16 protein-coding genes are annotated in these 16,903 nt (G+C 73.3%); 13 read left to right on the forward strand and 3 right to left on the reverse strand.

Translation table 11 applies throughout. The annotated features are described in order from the left end of the window. Positions 1-22: 22 nt before the first annotated feature. The 5 genes from FNV62_RS36380 to FNV62_RS36400 are packed head-to-tail and all read left to right on the forward strand — an operon-like array spanning position 23 to position 3,434. The gene (locus tag FNV62_RS36380) at positions 23-358 is read left to right on the forward strand and encodes a hypothetical protein (RefSeq protein ID WP_164331816.1); all 336 of its coding nucleotides are present in this window, start codon (positions 23-25) and stop codon (positions 356-358) included. Beyond that, complete coding sequence (locus tag FNV62_RS36385; protein ID WP_143609351.1) at positions 358-1,335, forward strand: FAD:protein FMN transferase; 978 nt, start codon at positions 358-360, stop codon at positions 1,333-1,335. The genes FNV62_RS36380 and FNV62_RS36385 overlap by 1 nt, the downstream gene beginning before the upstream one ends. Next, positions 1,332-1,931, forward strand: a complete 600-nt coding sequence (locus FNV62_RS36390; RefSeq protein WP_143628342.1) for a ferric reductase-like transmembrane domain-containing protein — start codon at positions 1,332-1,334, stop codon at positions 1,929-1,931. The genes FNV62_RS36385 and FNV62_RS36390 overlap by 4 nt, the downstream gene beginning before the upstream one ends. Continuing rightward, positions 1,928-3,187 (forward strand): NADH-ubiquinone oxidoreductase-F iron-sulfur binding region domain-containing protein, encoded by a 1,260-nt coding sequence (locus tag FNV62_RS36395; protein ID WP_144315829.1) that lies wholly within the window; start codon positions 1,928-1,930, stop codon positions 3,185-3,187. Before FNV62_RS36390 ends, FNV62_RS36395 begins: the two co-directional genes overlap by 4 nt. Position 3,188: 1 nt before the next feature. Then, entirely contained in the window at positions 3,189-3,434 is a 246-nt protein-coding gene (locus FNV62_RS36400) for a ferredoxin (protein ID WP_143628346.1), read from the forward strand. Between the two features lie 12 nt (positions 3,435-3,446). Here the strand turns inward: FNV62_RS36400 and FNV62_RS36405 are convergent, their stop codons facing one another. From FNV62_RS36405 to FNV62_RS36415, 3 genes are all read right to left on the reverse strand, one after another. After that, positions 3,447-4,388, reverse strand: a complete 942-nt coding sequence (locus FNV62_RS36405) for an aminoglycoside phosphotransferase family protein (RefSeq protein WP_143657155.1) — start codon at positions 4,386-4,388, stop codon at positions 3,447-3,449. A gap of 90 nt (positions 4,389-4,478) precedes the next feature. After that, the gene (locus FNV62_RS36410) at positions 4,479-4,970 is read right to left on the reverse strand and encodes a ferritin-like domain-containing protein (protein WP_097286451.1); all 492 of its coding nucleotides are present in this window, start codon (positions 4,968-4,970) and stop codon (positions 4,479-4,481) included. Beyond that, positions 4,967-5,509, reverse strand: a complete 543-nt coding sequence (locus tag FNV62_RS36415) for a hypothetical protein (protein WP_143603084.1) — start codon at positions 5,507-5,509, stop codon at positions 4,967-4,969. Before FNV62_RS36415 ends, FNV62_RS36410 begins: the two co-directional genes overlap by 4 nt. Before the next feature lie 262 nt (positions 5,510-5,771). On the opposite strand from FNV62_RS36415, the gene rimP reads away from it, so the two are divergent. The 8 genes from rimP to FNV62_RS36455 all read left to right on the forward strand — a co-directional run bounded on the left by rimP (position 5,772) and on the right by FNV62_RS36455 (position 16,871). Next, the gene (gene rimP / locus FNV62_RS36420; RefSeq protein WP_060901166.1) at positions 5,772-6,278 is read left to right on the forward strand and encodes a ribosome maturation factor RimP; all 507 of its coding nucleotides are present in this window, start codon (positions 5,772-5,774) and stop codon (positions 6,276-6,278) included. Between the two features lie 2 nt (positions 6,279-6,280). Beyond that, a complete protein-coding gene (gene nusA, locus FNV62_RS36425; protein WP_054232831.1) occupies positions 6,281-7,303 on the forward strand; it encodes a transcription termination factor NusA in 1,023 nt (340 codons plus the stop codon). Positions 7,304-7,405: 102 nt separating this feature from the next. Then, positions 7,406-7,684 carry a YlxR family protein gene (locus FNV62_RS36430; RefSeq protein ID WP_082417223.1) on the forward strand — a complete coding sequence of 93 codons (279 nt, stop codon included), beginning with the start codon at positions 7,406-7,408 and terminating at the stop codon, positions 7,682-7,684. A gap of 147 nt (positions 7,685-7,831) precedes the next feature. Then, a complete protein-coding gene (gene infB, locus FNV62_RS36435) occupies positions 7,832-10,987 on the forward strand; it encodes a translation initiation factor IF-2 (protein WP_143603085.1) in 3,156 nt (1,051 codons plus the stop codon). 235 nt (positions 10,988-11,222) lie between these two features. Beyond that, on the forward strand, positions 11,223-11,516 hold the full coding sequence (locus FNV62_RS36440) for a DUF503 domain-containing protein (protein WP_060901164.1): 294 nt from the start codon (positions 11,223-11,225) through the stop codon (positions 11,514-11,516). A gap of 33 nt (positions 11,517-11,549) precedes the next feature. Then, the gene (gene rbfA, locus FNV62_RS36445; protein WP_054232827.1) at positions 11,550-12,005 is read left to right on the forward strand and encodes a 30S ribosome-binding factor RbfA; all 456 of its coding nucleotides are present in this window, start codon (positions 11,550-11,552) and stop codon (positions 12,003-12,005) included. After that, the gene (gene truB, locus FNV62_RS36450; RefSeq protein ID WP_054232826.1) at positions 12,002-12,907 is read left to right on the forward strand and encodes a tRNA pseudouridine(55) synthase TruB; all 906 of its coding nucleotides are present in this window, start codon (positions 12,002-12,004) and stop codon (positions 12,905-12,907) included. The genes rbfA and truB overlap by 4 nt, the downstream gene beginning before the upstream one ends. 277 nt (positions 12,908-13,184) lie before the next feature. Then, positions 13,185-16,871 carry a trypsin-like peptidase domain-containing protein gene (locus FNV62_RS36455; protein WP_143628348.1) on the forward strand — a complete coding sequence of 1,229 codons (3,687 nt, stop codon included), beginning with the start codon at positions 13,185-13,187 and terminating at the stop codon, positions 16,869-16,871. The last annotated feature ends 32 nt before the right edge of the window (positions 16,872-16,903 follow it).

Below are 16,903 nucleotides of genomic sequence, written 5' to 3' on the forward strand. Positions count from 1 at the left end.
CGTCATTCGGAGGGGAGCAGCCATGACAGGCAGCGAGCGGGGGGCCGCCGCGGCGGTCCGCAGAGGAGCACGGCGTACGGCGGCGGCCGCGGCGGCGGTCACGCTGGCGGCGGCGGCCGGGGTCTTCGCCCTGGTCGGCACGATGCAGGCGGACGCGGACACGGCTGCGAGCGGCACGACGAGTGCGACGAGTGCGACGAGTGCGACGAGTACGGAGTCGTCCGGTTCGGGGTTGTCGACCACGGGCAGCGACAGCGATTCGAGCGGCAGTACGGACTCGACCCTTCAGGCGCCCTCCGACAACCCCACCTCCTCCAGCGGCAGCGGCTCCGCCGACTCCACCTCGGGGGCGTCGTGATGGCCACTGCGGCCCGCCGCACCACGGCCGCCGCCGACTGGCGCGCCCTCGGCACCAGCGTCCGCCTGGTCACCACCGACCCGGCCCTGCTGGACTCCTGCAACCTGCTGCTCGCCCGGCACCTCGCCGAGGTCGACGCCGCGTGCAGCCGGTTCCGTCAGGACTCGGAGCTGGTGGCCCTCGACCAGGCGCGGGGCCGCCCGGTCCGGGTCAGCCCGCTGCTCGCCGAGGCGCTGGCCGTCGCCCTGCGCGCCGCCGCCGCGACCGACGGGGCGGTCGATCCCACGGTCGGGTCGGCCATCGGCGCCCTCGGCTACGACCGCGACTTCCGGCTGATCCAGGACGACGGTCGCCCGATCCGGCTCACCGTCCGCCCGGTCCCGGGCTGGCGCGCGGTGACCCTGGACCGCGCGACCGACACGGTCACCGTCCCGGCCGGGGTCCGCCTCGACCTCGGCGCCACGGCCAAGGCCTGGGCCGCCGACAAGGCCGCCGCGCTGCTCGCCGAGGCGGCGGGCTGCGGAGTCCTGGTGAGCCTCGGCGGTGACACGGCCGTGGCCGGCGAACCCCCGGCGGGCGGCTGGCGCGTCCGCGTCCAGGACGCCACGGGCCCGGTCGACGAGACACCCGCGCCGGGCACGTACGCCACGGTCTCCATCCGGAGCGGCGGTCTCGCGACCTCCGGTACCACCTCCCGCCGCTGGCGCCGGGGCGCCCACGACCTCCACCACATCGTCGACCCGTACACCGGCCTGCCCGCCGAGACCCCCTGGCGCACGGTCTCCGTGGCCGCCGCGACCTGCGCGGACGCCAACGCGGCCGGCACGGCGGCCCTGGTCAAGGGCGCGGGCGCGCAACGGTGGCTGGCAGGGCTCGGCCTGCCCGCACGTCTGGTGGCGAACGACGGCACCGTGGTGACGACACCGGGCTGGCCGCCTTCCGCCCCGGCCTGGTCGGGACCCGAGGCCGCCGCATGAGCGACTCCGGCCTTCTCTGGTACGCCAACAGAGCCACCGGCGCGGTCAGCCTGGTCCTGTTCACCGTCGTCGTACTCCTGGGCATCGCCGTACGCCTGCGCGGCAGACTCCCCGGCCTCCCGAGGTTCGGGACGGTCCGACTGCACCGCACCCTCTCCCTCTCCGCCGTCGTCTTCCTGGCCCTGCACATCACGGCGGCCGTCGTCGACAGCTATGTGAGCATCAGCCTCCTCGACGTCCTCGTCCCGTTCGCCTCCACCTACCAACCCCTCTGGCTGGGCCTCGGCACGGTGGCCCTCGATCTGATGCTCGCGGTACTGATCACCAGCCTGCTCCGCGCCCGCATCGGGCACCGCGCCTGGCGCGCCGTCCACTGGCTGGCCTGGGCCTCCTGGCCGATCGCGCTCATCCACGGCATCGGCATCGGCACGGACACCGGCGCCGGCTGGATGTTGTGGCTGACGCTCTCCTGTCTGGCCGCGGTCCTCACTGCCTTCGGCATCCGCGTCGCCCACGCGGCCCGAGCATCCGGCCGTACCCCGTCCACCCTGCTCCGTACGGCCGAATCCCGTACGCCCGAAGGAGCCCGCCCATGACCACGACCACGACGGTGACCGCGACGGCGACGGCGACCGTGGCCACCACCTCTACGGACATCTACATGCCACCCCGTCTGCTCGCCCCCGGCGGCGCCCCGGCCGGCTTCAGCACCCACGAGCAGCGCTACGGCCCGGTGGCGCACGGCGACCCGGCCCAACTGCTGCGCACGCTCGCCGAGTCCGGGCTCACGGGCCGCGGCGGCGCCGCCTTCCCCACGTACCGCAAGCTGGTCTCGGTCGCCGAGGCGGGCCGCCGCACCGGTCGCACCCCGGTCGTCGTCGCCAACGGCGCGGAGGGCGAGCCCGCGAGCGCGAAGGACAAGACCCTGCTGCGACTGTCGCCCCATCTCGTCCTGGACGGGCTGCAGTTGGTGGCCGAGTTGGTCGGCGCGGGGGAGGCGTATCTCGCGGTCGAGGACCACGCCACGCCCCTCGAAGCGGCGCTCGCCGAGCGACGCGACCCGCTGCGGGTGCGCACCGTACGCGTCCCGAAGCGCTTCCTGTCCGGCCAGTCCTCGGCCCTCACCCAGTACGTCTCCGGACACGCGGCCCTGCCGCGCCACCAGCGGCCCCCGGTCCGCGAGCAGGGCGCGCACCGCGCGCCGACGCTCGTCCAGAACGTCGAGACGCTCGCCCATCTCGCCCTGATCGCCCGCTACGGCGCCGACTGGTTCCGCTCGCTGGGCACCCCGGCCGAACCGGGCAGCGCCTTGTGCACGGTGCATGTGCCCGGTCGCGGGATACGGGTCCTCGAAGCCCCCTTCGGCATGCCGCTGCACCGTCTCCTTCCGCTCGATGGCATCGGCGCGGTCCTGGTCGGCGGCTACCACGGCACCTGGCTCCCGGCCGCCGAGGCCGCGACCCGCACGCTGACCGTCGCCGACCTCGGCGCGGGCGTCCTCGCCGCGCTGCCCACCAGCCGCTGCGGCCTCGCCGAGACCGCCCGTGTGCTGCGCTACCTGGCCCTCGAATCGGCCGGCCAGTGCGGACCCTGCCTCAACGGGCTGCCCCGTATCGCCGCCGCCTTCCAGACCCTGGCCGCACCGGGGCCGCAGGGCGGCACCCGCGAGGACATCGCGCGTTGGGCCGGACTCGGCGAGGGCCGTGGCGCCTGCCACCACCCCGACGGCACGGTCCGCCTGGTGCGCAGCGCACTCACGACCTTCGCCGCCGAACTCGACGCGCACGCCGCGGGCCACTGCACGGCGACCGACCACTCCCCGCTGCTGCCCGTCCCCGCGAACAGGAACTGACATGGCCCGCCACGCCCACCGCACCGACCGTTTGGATCGCACGCACCGCCTGGAGGTCGACTGGACCGCCTGCCGGGGCCACGGCCTGTGCGCGGAACTCCTCCCCGAACACATCACGCTCGACGAGTGGGGCTACCCGCTCCTGGGCGAGGCCCCCCTTCCGCCCGCCACCCTGAAACGCGCCCGCAGAGCCGCCGCCGACTGCCCGGTACTGGCCCTCAAACTCGCCACCGCACAAGGAAGTTAGGGGTCGGGGCGGTCAGAGCCAGCCCGCGAACTCCAGCAACAGCTCCGCGTCCTGCGGACGCCCGACCCGCCCCGCCCGTACGCCGGACTCGACCGCCCGGAACAACGTCCAGCCCCGCAGCCGATCCTGGTCCACCTCCAGGGACTCGGCGAGCCGCTTCACCCGTCGCCGTGTGATCGACGACCCCGAAGGGGACGCGATCAGGTCCTCCACCCGGTCCCGGACCAGCCGGGCCAGGTCGAAGGCGCACTCGCCGACCACCGGGTCCGGGCCCACGGCCAGCCAGGGCATGCGCTCACCGGCGAGCACCTTGCTCTGCCGGAAGGTGCCGTGCAGCAGCCGCTCCTCGGGCGGTCCGGCGAGGAGTTCCTCGCGGGCCGCGAGCGCCGCGTCGACCAGTGGCGCGACCTCGGTGTCGGCACTCGCCGCCGCCCGCATCGCCTCGGCCTGCCGCCCGGTCCGCTCGGCGACGGTCTCGAAGACATGGGTGGCGGGCGGTTCGACCCACAGCCGCCGCAGCGTCCCGGCGGCCTCCAGCAGGGCCTTCGCCTCCGGCAGCGAACGCACGGACAGATCGGGACGCAAGCGCTCCAGCACCAGTACGCCGTGGGTGTCGCCCTGCGCGTCGGCGGGGTTGAGGAGCTGTACGGCGCCCCGTCCGTCCCAGTGGGCGAGCGCGGCCCGCTCGCTCTCCGGACGGGCCCGCGGCGGCGCCAGCTTCAGCACGGCGGGCGTCCCGTCGGTCTGCCGGACGAGCAGGACGAGGCTGCTGCGACCGCCGGGTGCCTGCACCCGCTCCACCGTCAACTCGCGTAGATCGACCGCCTGTTGCGCCAGCACGGGCAGCTTGTCCAGCCACTCGCCCGTCCCGTTGGACCCGCCGGAGCCGTTGGACCCGCTCCGCTGCGTCTCGCCGAGTGCCCGTACCAGGCGCCGCGGCGGTTCGAAGGCCATGCGCGAGTCCATTGCGCGAGGTGTTCCTTTCCAGCTGGTCCAGGTCGTCCAAGTCGTCCGGGTCGTCTCGTCCAGGTCGTCAGGGGCGTGTCACGAGGGCGACGGCGTCGCCGCGGCAGGGGTGGCCGAGGGGGCCGCCCGCTCGGCGAGACCAGGGAAGGCTACGCTCTCGCCGCGCCAGCGCACCGCCCGCACCGCCGCCTCCCGCAGCGCCTCGGCGGCCGAGCGCCGCCGATCGCCCGAGGAGGCGCGTACGAGGTCGGAGTACACCCCGGCCACGCGTTCCTCCAGGTCGGCCGCGAGCTGTACGGCCGCGGCGGAGTCCTTCACGGCGAACGGCAGCGCGTACGCCGCCGCCGAGACCTCCGGCCTGCCGCCCAGGTCCCGTACGGCGCGCGCGAGTTCGTCGCGCCGCGCCCGATGGGCGTCGTACGCCGACCGGGCCTCGCCCCGGCGAGCCTCGTCGATCCTGCCGCCGACGACGCCGTACCCGTAGACGGCGGCGTGCTCGGCGGCGAGCGCGGCCTGCAACGCGCCGAGCTCGGCGGCCTTGGCGCTCTTCGTGTCCTCGGTCGTGCTCACTTGGCACCCTCCGTCAGCAGGAACGCGTGTGCTGCTCCGGCCGCGGCCACCGAGGCGAGCAGCCTGGCCAGCTCGCCCGGGACCGTCAGCAGGGCCTTCGTCCGCTGGTCGGCCAAGGTGCGCTCGGCGGTCGCGAGGTCGGCGAGGGCGTCCTTCTCCTGGGCGGGCACGGTGGGGGAGGGGCTGGGGTGCGCCGAGGCGGAGGCCGAGGGCGAGCCGGAGGCGGAGGGCCGACTGCCGGCGGTTCCGCTGCCCCCGAACGCCTGCGCGTGCCGTACGACCTCCGCCCGCAGTGGCTTCAGCCGGCCCGCCAATGGGGGATGGGCGGTGATCACGGCGGCGTAGCGCGCCGCGAGCGACTCGCTGTCGCGGGCCGCACGCGCGCGTGTCAGGTCGGCGGCCGAGGGGCTCCGGACCGTGGTGACGGTGGAGGGCTCGGGGGCGGAACAGCCCACGAGCACGAAGGCGCCCGCGGCGGAGGCGAACAGGCTCCTTCGGCGCGGCCCCGAGGGGGTGCGCGGCGGCAGGGTGAACGGCACGGCAGACGTCCTCGGAAGGCTCGTACGAAAGGGAGGGCGGCACGCCCGTGATCACGGTACCCGTGCCCCACGCGATCGACCCCCATGGGCTCGCCACCGTCGTTCGGCCCCGGACTCGTCGGGTGCGCCATTCCCCGCGCCCCTTGGGAGAGACCCGTCGGGGGCGGGGGACGGTGGACGGCAACACCCTCCGCGACCGGATACCCTTTGAGCAGACACACGACCAACCCACAACAGCACACGCGGCCGAGGAGTCACCCGGATGAGCACCACCCAGAGCGAGAGGCTGCGAGTACTGCTGGAACCGCTCGTCAGCTCTCAGGGACTCGACCTCGAAGAGGTCGAAGTGGACTCGGTCGGACGCAAGCGTGTGCTGCGTGTAGTCGTCGATTCGGACGAAGGCGCCGACCTCGACGCGATCGCCGATGTGAGCCGCGCGCTCTCGGCGAAGCTCGACGAGACGGACGCGATGGGCGAGGGCGAGTACACCCTCGAGGTCGGAACCCCCGGTGCCGAGCGCGAGCTCAAGGAGCACCGTCACTACGTACGCGCCATGGACCGCCTGGTGAAGTTCCAGCTGGGGGACGGCGGCGAACTGGTCGCGAGAATCCTCGACGTGGACGAAGAGGGAGTCGATGTCGAGGTGCCGGGCGTGAAGGGGCGCAAGCCCACCGCCAGGCGGCTCGTCTTCCAGGACATCGCCAAGGCCCGCGTCCAGGTCGAGTTCAACCGTAAGAACAAGAACGAAGAGAACGCAGAGGAGGCGTAGCCGTGGACATCGACATGAGTGCCCTGCGGGGCTTGGTGCGGGAGAAGGAGATCTCCTTCGACCTGCTGGTCGAGGCGATCGAGTCGGCCCTCCTCATCGCCTACCACCGCACCGAGGGAAGCCGCCGCCACGCGCGCGTCAAGCTCGACCGGGAGACCGGCCATGTGACCGTGTGGGCGAAGGAGGACCCCGAGGACCTGGAGGAGGGGCAGGAGGCGCGCGAGTTCGACGACACCCCGTCGGGGTTCGGCCGGATCGCCGCGACCACCGCCAAGCAGGTCATCCTGCAGCGCCTGCGGGACGCCGAGGACGACGCGACGCTCGGTGAGTACGCCGGGCGTGAGGGCGACATCGTCACGGGTGTCGTGCAGCAGGGGCGCGACCCCAAGAACGTGCTCGTCGACATCGGCAAGCTGGAGGCCATCCTGCCGGTGCAGGAGCAGGTCCCGGGAGAGACGTATCAGCACGGGGTGCGGCTGCGCTCGTACGTCGTTCGGGTGGCGAAGGGCGTACGCGGTCCGTCCGTCACCCTGTCGCGTACGCATCCCAATCTGGTGAAGAAGCTCTTCGCGCTGGAGGTTCCGGAGATCGCCGACGGGTCCGTCGAGATCTCCGCGATCGCACGCGAGGCCGGTCACCGTACGAAGATCGCCGTCCGGTCCACCCGTTCGGGTCTGAACGCCAAGGGCGCCTGCATCGGCCCCATGGGCGGCCGGGTGCGCAACGTGATGGCCGAGCTGAACGGCGAGAAGATCGACATCGTCGACTGGTCGGACGACCCGGCCGAGATGGTGGCGAACGCGCTCTCCCCGGCCCGTGTCTCCAAGGTCGAGGTCGTGGACCTCGCGGCCCGCTCCGCGCGCGTGACCGTCCCGGACTACCAGCTGTCGCTGGCGATCGGCAAGGAGGGCCAGAACGCCCGCCTCGCGGCCCGCCTCACCGGCTGGCGCATCGACATCCGCCCGGACACCGAGCAGCCGTCCGACGAGACCGCTCGGCGCGGCGCGGACCAGCACCGGGAATAGTTCTGAGCCGTAGGTGGCTTAGATCACGTCAGTTATATGCGCGGCAACTGTTCGATTCTTGCCCCAAAGGGGTGAGGTCGGTGCGGGGAGGTAGACTTAAGAGTGTCTGGCCGGACGCGAGCCCGCGCATGCCCTGAACGCACCTGTGTGGGGTGCCGGGAGCGAGCGGCCAAGACTGATCTGCTGCGGACCGTGGCGGTCGAGGGTGAATGCGTCCCCGATCATCGCGGTACGCTGCCCGGCCGGGGCGCTTATGTGCACCCCGCCCTGGTCTGTTTCGACCTGGCGGTACGCCGCCGGGCGTTCCCAAGGGCGCTGCGTGCCCCGGGACCGCTCGACACAGCGGCGTTGCGCCTCTACGTCGAGCAGGCAACACCGTAAGGAGCGTCGTACGGAACCCCCGTGCGGCCCTGGTACCCCGCGAGTTGGAAGTAGGTCGAGATTGCGATGAGCACTCGATGAGCACGCGATGAGTACGCCCATGAAGTAGCGACGGTCCGGACGCAACCCGGACCTAAAAGGAGCGAAGTGGCTAAGGTCCGGGTATACGAACTCGCCAAGGAGTTCGGGGTTGAGAGCAAGGTCGTCATGGCCAAGCTCCAGGAGCTCGGTGAATTCGTCCGTTCGGCGTCCTCGACGATCGAGGCGCCCGTTGTACGCAAACTGACTGACGCCCTGCAGCAGGGCAGCGGTGGCGGCAAGCCCGCCCCCGCACGTAAGGCTGCCCCGGCGAAGCCGGGTGCCCCCTCTCCGGCGCAGGCTGCCCGTCCGGCCGCCCCGCGCCCGCCGGCCCCGAAGCCGGCCGTGGCCGAGCGCCCGGCCGCTGCTCCGGTCACTCCGGCAGCTCCGGCTGCTCCGGTCACCCCGGCTGCTGCGGGTCCGCGCCCGACCCCGGGTCCCAAGCCCGCCCCGAAGCCCGCTCCGGCGGCTCCGGCTCCGGTCGCGGCCGAGTTCACCGCGCCCCCGTCGGCTCCCGCGGCTCCCGCCGCAGGTCCCCGTCCGGGCGCCCCGCGTCCCAGTGGCCAGGCTCCGCGTCCGGGCGGTGCCCGTCCGGCCGGTGGTCCCGGTCAGGGTGGTCAGGGTCGCGGCGACCGTCCCGAGCGCGGCGACCGTCAGGGCGCTCCGCGTCCCGGCGGCCAGGCCCCGCGTCCCGGCGCTCGTCCGGCCGGCCCGCGTCCGGGCAACAACCCGTTCACCTCTGGTGGCTCCACCGGCATGGCGCGCCCGCAGGCGCCCCGTCCGGGCGGTGCCCCGCGTCCCGGTGGTGACCGTCCCGGCGGCGCTCCGCGTCCGCAGGGCGCGGGTCAGGACCGTGGTCCCCGTCCCCAGGGCGGTCCCGGCGGCGCTCCGCGTCCGCAGGGCGGTCCGGGCGGTGCCCGTCCGACTCCGGGCGGCATGCCTCGTCCGCAGGGTGGCGCTCCGCGTCCCGGCGGTGGCCCCGCCGGTAACCGTCCCAACCCCGGCATGATGCCGCAGCGTCCCGCTGCGGGCAGTCCGCGTCCCGGCGGTGGCCCCGGCGGCCGCGGTCCGGGTGGCGGCGGCGGTCGTCCCGGTGGTCCCGGTGGCGGCGGCGGTCGTCCCGGTGGCGGCGGCTTCGCCGGTCGTCCCGGTGGCGGCGGTGGCGGTTTCGCCGGTCGTCCGGCCGGTCCCGGCGGTGGCGGCGGCGGTTTCGCCGGTCGCCCCGGTGGTCCCGGCGGTGGCGGCGGTGGCCGTCCCGGCTTCGGCGGTCGTCCGGGTGGTCCCGGTGGCCGTGGTGGCACGCAGGGTGCGTTCGGCCGTCCCGGCGGTCCGGCGCGTCGTGGTCGCAAGTCGAAGCGGCAGAGGCGCCAGGAGTACGAGGCCATGCAGGCCCCGTCGGTCGGCGGCGTGATGCTGCCTCGCGGCAACGGACAGTCCGTCCGCCTGTCGCGCGGTGCGTCCCTCACCGACTTCGCGGAGAAGATCGGCGCCAACCCGGCGTCGCTCGTCGGCGTGATGATGAACCTCGGCGAGATGGTCACTGCCACGCAGTCCGTCTCCGACGAGACGCTGAAGCTCCTCGCGGACGAGATGAACTTCGTCCTCGAGATCGTCAGCCCCGAGGAGGAGGACCGCGAGCTGCTCGAGTCCTTCGACATCGAGTTCGGCGAGGACGAGGGTGGCGAGGAGTTCCTCGTCGCGCGTCCGCCGGTCGTGACCGTCATGGGTCACGTCGACCACGGTAAGACCCGCCTTCTCGACACCATCCGCAAGACGAACGTCGTCGCGGGCGAGGCCGGCGGTATCACCCAGCACATCGGTGCGTACCAGGTCACGACCGAGGTCAACGAAGAAGAGCGTCGCATCACCTTCATCGACACCCCGGGTCACGAGGCGTTCACCGCCATGCGTGCCCGTGGTGCCAAGTCGACCGACATCGCGATCCTCGTGGTGGCGGCCAACGACGGTGTGATGCCCCAGACGATCGAGGCGCTGAACCACGCCAAGGCGGCCGACGTGCCGATCGTGGTCGCGGTCAACAAGATCGACGTCGAGGGCGCGGACCCGGTCAAGGTGCGCGGTCAGCTCACCGAGTTCGGTCTGGTGGCCGAGGAGTACGGCGGCGACACGATGTTCGTCGACATCTCCGCCAAGCAGGGTCTGAACATCGACCAGCTGCTGGAGGCCGTGGTCCTGACCGCGGACGCCTCGCTCGACCTGCGGGCCAACCCGGAGCAGGACGCGCAGGGCATCGCGATCGAGTCCCACCTCGACCGCGGCCGTGGTGCCGTCTCGACGGTCCTGGTCCAGCGCGGCACGCTGCGCATCGGCGACACGATGGTGGTCGGCGACGCGTACGGCCGTGTCCGGGCGATGCTCGACGACAACGGCAACAACGTCGAGGAAGCGGGTCCGTCGACCCCCGTCCTGGTCCTGGGTCTCACCAACGTCCCGGGCGCCGGCGACAACTTCCTGGTTGTCGACGAGGACCGCACGGCGCGTCAGATCGCCGAGAAGCGCGCGGCGCGTGAGCGCAACGCCAACTTCGCCCGCCGGGGTGTCCGGTTCTCCCTGGAGAACCTGGACGAGGCCCTCAAGGCCGGTCTGGTGCAGGAACTCAACCTCATCATCAAGGGCGACGCGTCCGGTTCGGTGGAGGCTCTCGAGTCCTCGCTGCTCCAGCTCGACGTCGGCGACGAGGTCGACATCCGTGTCCTGCACCGCGGTGTGGGTGCGGTCACCGAGTCCGACATCAACCTGGCGACCGGCTCCGACGCCATCGTCATCGGCTTCAACGTCCGCGCTGCGGGCCGCGCGGCGCAGATGGCGGAGCGCGAGGGCGTCGACGTCCGGTACTACTCGGTGATCTACCAGGCCATCGAGGAGATCGAGGCGGCCCTCAAGGGCATGCTCAAGCCGGAGTACGAGGAGGTCGAGCTCGGCACGGCAGAGATCCGCGAGGTCTTCAAGTCGTCCAAGCTGGGCAACATCGCCGGTGTCCTGGTCCGCTCGGGCGAGGTCAAGCGCAACACCAAGGCGCGACTCGTCCGCGACGGCAAGGTCATCGCGGAGAACCTCAACATCTCCGGGCTGCGTCGCTTCAAGGACGACGTCACCGAGATCCGCGAAGGCTTCGAGGGTGGTATCAACCTCGGAAACTTCAACGACATCAAGGTCGACGACGTCATCGCGACGTACGAGATGCGCGAGAAGCCGCGGGCGTAAGCAGTGGCTCGAGCTGGCCGACGGTGAGAAGTCACCGTCGGCCAGCTTGCCGTTTGGAAGATCGCGCAGTTCCCCGCGCCCCTTTCAGGGACGCGGGGAACTGTGTGAACGGCCCTCGCCGGTGCGCGGGCGAAACTCCGTCGAGCGAGCCAGGGGTTCGTTGTACGGTTCTGATGTCCCTGCCAAGCGCATTGGCAGGCCATCTATCCCGTACCGGCGGGACATCCGGTTACACATGTATGTGGGGACGCTGTCCTTCGATCTGCTCCTCGGCGATGTGCACTCGCTCAAGGAGAAACGCTCTCTCGTCCGGCCGATCGTCGCTGAACTCCAGCGGAAGTACCCGGTGAGCGTGGCGGAGACGGGCAACCAGGACCTTCATCGCAGGGCCGAGATCGGCCTGGCGGTGGTCTCCGGAGACACCGAGCACCTCACCGACGTACTGGACCGGTGCGAGCGGTTCGTCGCGGCGCGACCGGAGGTGGAGCTGCTGTCGGTACGGCGCAGACTTCATACAGACGAAGACTGACGGAACAAGCAAGGCGAAGAAGGAGACGGACCAGTGGCCGACAACGCGCGTGCCAAGAGGCTGGCGGACCTCATCCGAGAGGTGGTGGCCCAGAAGCTGCAGCGTGGGATCAAGGACCCGCGGCTCGGCACCCATGTCACCATCACGGACACCCGGGTCACCGGGGACCTCCGGGAGGCGACCGTCTTCTACACGGTCTACGGGGACGACGAGGAGCGCGCGGCCGCGGCCGCGGGCCTGGAGAGCGCCAAGGGCGTGCTCCGCTCGGCGGTCGGCGCGGCGGCGGGCGTGAAGTTCACACCGACGCTGACCTTCGTCGCGGACGCCCTGCCGGACACCGCCAAGACGATCGAGGACCTGCTCGACAAGGCGCGGGCCTCGGACGCGAAGGTGCGCGAGGTCTCGGCCGGTGCCACCTTCGCCGGTGACGCGGACCCGTACAAGAAGCCGGGCGAGGACGACGAGACGGACGGCGACGCCGCGGAATGACGCAGAAGACCAAGACGCCCGACGGGCTTGTCATCGTCGACAAGCCGTCGGGCTTCACTTCGCACGACGTGGTCGCCAAGATGCGCGGGATCGCCAGGACCCGCCGCGTCGGACATGCCGGCACCCTCGACCCCATGGCGACGGGCGTGCTCGTCCTCGGCGTCGAGAAGGCGACCAAGCTCCTCGGGCACCTCGCGCTCACCGAGAAGGAGTACCTGGGGACCATCCGGCTCGGCCAGGACACGCTGACGGACGACGCCGAGGGCGACATCACCTCGTCCACCGACGCCTCTCGGGTGACCCGGGAGGCCATCGACGCCGGGGTCGCCAAGCTCACCGGCCGGATCATGCAGGTGCCGTCCAAGGTCAGCGCCATCAAGATCGACGGCGTGCGCTCGTACAAGCGGGCACGCGAGGGCGAGGACTTCGAGATCCCGGCCCGCCCGGTGACGGTCTCCTCCTTCGCGGTGTACGACATCAGGGACGCCGTGGCCGAGGACGGCACTCCGGTGCTCGACCTGGTCGTCTCCGTGGTCTGCTCGTCCGGGACGTACATCCGGGCGCTCGCCCGGGACCTGGGCGCGGACCTGGGCGTCGGCGGTCACCTCACCGCCCTGCGCCGCACCCGCGTCGGCCCGTACAAGCTCGACTCCGCGCGCACCCTCGACCAGCTCCAGGAGGAGCTGACCGTGATGCCGATCGCCGAGGCCGCCGCTGCCGCGTTCCCGCGCTGGGACGTGGACGCCAAGCGGGCCAGGCTGCTGCTCAACGGCGTACGCCTGGAGATCCCCGAGGAGTACGCGGGGGTGGGCGCGGTGGCCGTGTTCGACGCCGAGGGCAGGTTCCTCGCGTTGGTGGAGGAAGAGAAGGGCAAGGCGAAGAGCCTCGCCGTGTTCGGCTGAGGCCGAGGCTGCGGCTGAGGCGCAGGCTGAGGCCCGTTCATGCTCGGGCGCCAGCCCGTGGAGCGGCGGTCACGGGGTTTCGTGCCCGCCGCTCCACGGTCCCCCCTCGGTTCCCCCACCCAAGGGTGTATCCATCCGCCCTGCCCTATTCACCCCTTCGGGCAGGCGCTCGGAGTGAACCGAGGGAGCGGAAGGGGGCGCGTTTCTCGCGTGATCTGTCCCGCTGATCATTTCGCGCCTACCGTCGGAGGAAGGATCACGGCGGGGAGGCTCGAGCATGGCGGGACGAGGCCTGCGGACCGGGAACGAGCAGACACCGGACGACGACCGCCGCGCGCGGGACGAGACTCTGGTGCGCGTCTGCGACCTGGCCGGACGTCCGCGCGGCACGGGTTTCGTGGCCGACCACCACGGCACGGTGATCACCAGCCACGAGGCCGTCGACGGTCTGGCCCGCCTCGTGCTGCACGCGCCCGGCGGCCGCAGCTGTGTGGTGACCGCCGACGCCGTGACCCCGCTCCCCGAAACCGATCTGGCGCTCGTACGCACCGAGGGCCTCGGCCTCGACCCGCTTCCCGTCACCGTGCGCGAGCGGGTCGAGACCGGCACGTATGTCCTGATCCCCGCGGGCGGCTGGCGCGAGGCCCGGGTGCTGGGCAGCACCACCGTGACGTACACGGCGACCGATCGCCTCCATCTCCTGGACGAGGCACTGGAGTTGGCGATCGGCACGGCCGGCGCGGACGCGCTCCGGCTGGGCGGCGGGGCGGCCGGGGGACCGGTCTTCGACGCCTCGACCGGAGCGGTGATCGGGGTGCTCGGCACCGCGCTGCACACCGAGCACCGGGCCGCGGGTTTCGCGGTCCCCCTGCGCACTCCCGGCGTCACGGGTCCGCTCGCCGAACTCCTCGACCGCAACGCCACCACCGTTCCCGCGTACGGGGCCGATCTCAATCCGGCAGGCGTACTCGCACTCACGGCGACCTCGGTGGGCTCGGACGGCCCCGGGGCCGCGACCTCCCCGGGCACCGACGGCGTGGCGTACGTAACCGTCGAACGGGCCGCCGTCGTACGGGAGTTCACGGCCTTCGAGAGTGGCCCGGCCGCCGTCCTCGGACTCGTCGGCCCACCCGGCAGCGGCCGTACGACGGAGCTCGCGGCGCTCGCCGCCCGCCGCACCCGGGGCACCGAACCGGCCCCCACACTCTGGCTGCGCGGCGCCGACCTGCTCGCCACGGACACCTCCGTCGCCGACGCGGCCACCCGGGCGCTGGAGCGGGCGGGGCGGATGGTGGCGGCCCCGGCGGAGGGGGCGCACCGGGAGCCGGGGGTACTGCCGCCCGGCGGGTACGACGGAGAGCTCGGCGACATCGGTCCCGACCGGCTGGCCCGGCTGGCAGGGGCCGCCGGACGGCCGCTGCTGCTCCTGCTCGACGGACCGGAGGAGATGCCGCCCGACCTCGCCGACCGGCTGCCCGAGTGGACCGCGGGCACGGCCGAGTGGCTGCGGTCGAGCGGGGCGCGGCTCGTCGTCGCCTGCCGCGCCGAGTACTGGGAGCAGGTGGGGACCCGGTTCCCGGCGGAGTCGCTGCACCGGGCCGGCGCCGACCCGGAGCTTCCGCCCTGGGTCAGGCTGGGCGACTTGACCGAGGAGGAGGCGCGGCGGCTGCGGTCGCGGTCCGGGATCCCCGAGGACGCGCTGGTGGCCGCCGACGCACGGCATCCGCTGACGCTGCGGCTGCTGGCCGAGCTGCGCGCCGCGCTGCCGGACCCGCCGACCCGGCCACTCGACCGGGAGGAGGTCTTCACCGCCCATCTGGACCTGATGTGCCTGCGCGTCGCGGTCCGGCTCGCGGCGGCGAACGGGCTGCGTGGCACGGCCGTACGAAGGCTCGCCGCCCAGGTCTCCGGCCAGGTGCACGAGGCCGCGCGGCGCTGTCTGGGGCCGGGACAGGGTCGGCTGGACCGGGTGTCCTTCGAGGCCGTCTTCCCCTGGGGGCCCGCCCCGGGAGGCCGCCCGGGGAGTGTCTCCGGCTGGGCCTCCGCCGTCCTCACCGAGGGCCTCCTGGTCCCCGCCGGGAGCGGCTACCGGTTCGCCCACGAGGAGCTCGCCGACTGGATCCAGGGCACCCACCTGGACCTGGACCCGGCCCTGCACGCCCTGGTCCACCGGCGCCGCGAAGCCTGGCGTACCGAGCGAGTGCCGGCCCAGCGGAGCCCCGTAGACCCATCCGCCCAGAGCGGTTCCGTGCCCGTCCCGCGCCACCGCATCGGCCCCGTCGTGCAGGCCCTCCTCCTGCTGGCCCGGCACCAGGGCGCCGGTGCGCCGGCCCGCCGCCTCGCAGACCTCGTCGAGGCCGTCGACGACCTGCTGGCGGAGGAGTCCGCCCCGACCGGGGACGATGGTCCGGCCGGGGAGGATGGTCCGGCCGGGGAGGATGGTCCGGCCGGGGACGGCATCTGGTGGGCGACCCACCTCCTCGTGGACGTCCTGGTGCGCGTGCCCGACGCGACTCCGTACACCCGGGTGCTGAGGCTGCTCGCCGAGCGGATCGTGGCGTGGCGGACCGAAGGCCGGGGGGTGCCGGCGGAGTTCGGGCCCTCCTTCTGGGAGGCGCTGCCGTTGCCGGAGGCGGAGCGGTTCGATCTGCTCAGGCGCCTGGTCGTGGCGGACGGGGCGCCGCGACAGGCGAGCCCGGCCGAGGGGTCCCGCACCGCCTCCGGCGCCCACCGCCGCCGTCCCACGGAGGCCCCGCGCTACCTGGACGCCGTCGCCCGACTCCTCGCCGCCGACCCCACGGCCGTACAGCCCCACCTCATCCCCTGGTTCGACGACGACCGGCCGCTGCCCGCGACGCCCCACGCGACCGTGGCGACCGCCGCGCAGGCCCTGCTGTACGCACACCGGCGGCGCGCCCTGGACGACCTCACGGAGGCCCTGATCGACCGTGCCCACCGGCGCGGGGACGAGCTGCTGGCCGCGCTCGCCGAGGAGGAGCCCTCGGCCGTGTGCCGTGCGGTGGACCGGTGGGCGCACGACGAGCGCCCGGCCCGGCGGGTGGCGGCGATGGCCTACGGGCTGCGCGCCGCGCCGCACGCACGCTCCGAGGCCGACCGCGAGCTGCTGCGCTTCGCGGCGCTGACCCTGCTCGCCCGCCCCGCCGACCGCATGCTGCACGGCGCCGCGCTCGGCCTGCTCGTCCGGGACCCGTGGACCCGGGCCCGGCACCTGCCGCAGGCGCTGGAGCGCTTCGCCGCCGGCGATCCGCAGCTCCCCGCCGGCGCGCTGGTCGCGGCCCTGAACACGCATCCCGACCCGGTGCTCGAAGCCTTCCGGGTCCGGCTGCGACGGCCGGGCGCGGACACCTCGGAGGCACTGCGCACGCTCGCCGACGTCACCACGCCCGCGCTCGCCCGCCGCGTCGGCGTGCTGGTCGGGGAAGTGGTGGAGCTGTGCCCCGAGGCCGCCGCGCACGTGGCCGCGTATGTCGACCGGCGCCTCGAACACGGTTCCGCGGCACGATCCGTCCTCTTCCCGCTGGTCAGCGGTCTGCTGGTCGGCTGCCCGGCTCCGGTGCGGGCGGCCCTCGCGGCCGTCCTGGCGGCGCCGGGCAGCCGGGACTGCGGCCCGTTGCGGCGCGAGCTGCTGGACCTGCTGCTCGCGCACGAGCAGGACCCGGCCGTCCTCGACACCCTGCTGCGGGCCGCCGCGGACGGCGCGGCCCGCCGGGGCGAGGAACCCACCCGGGAGCTGGTGCACCGCACGGGCCTGCTCCTCGTCCGCACCCCGGCCGGAGCCACCGGATTCGACCGCGGTCTGGTCGAGCTGGCCCGCCGGGTTCCCGGCTTCGCGACTCTGATGGCGCGTTGGCTGGCCGACTCCCCCGACGAGTGGGCCGGGGTCGTCGGCCCGAGCACCCGCCGCGTGATCGAGAACCTCGCCGGGCCACGGGTTCCGGCCTGAACCGTGCGCGATGCGTCACACCCCGATGCCGA

This window comes from Streptomyces sp. RLB3-17 (assembly GCF_007113425.2).
GTDB classification, from domain to species: Bacteria; Actinomycetota; Actinomycetes; order Streptomycetales; family Streptomycetaceae; genus Streptomyces; species Streptomyces mirabilis_D.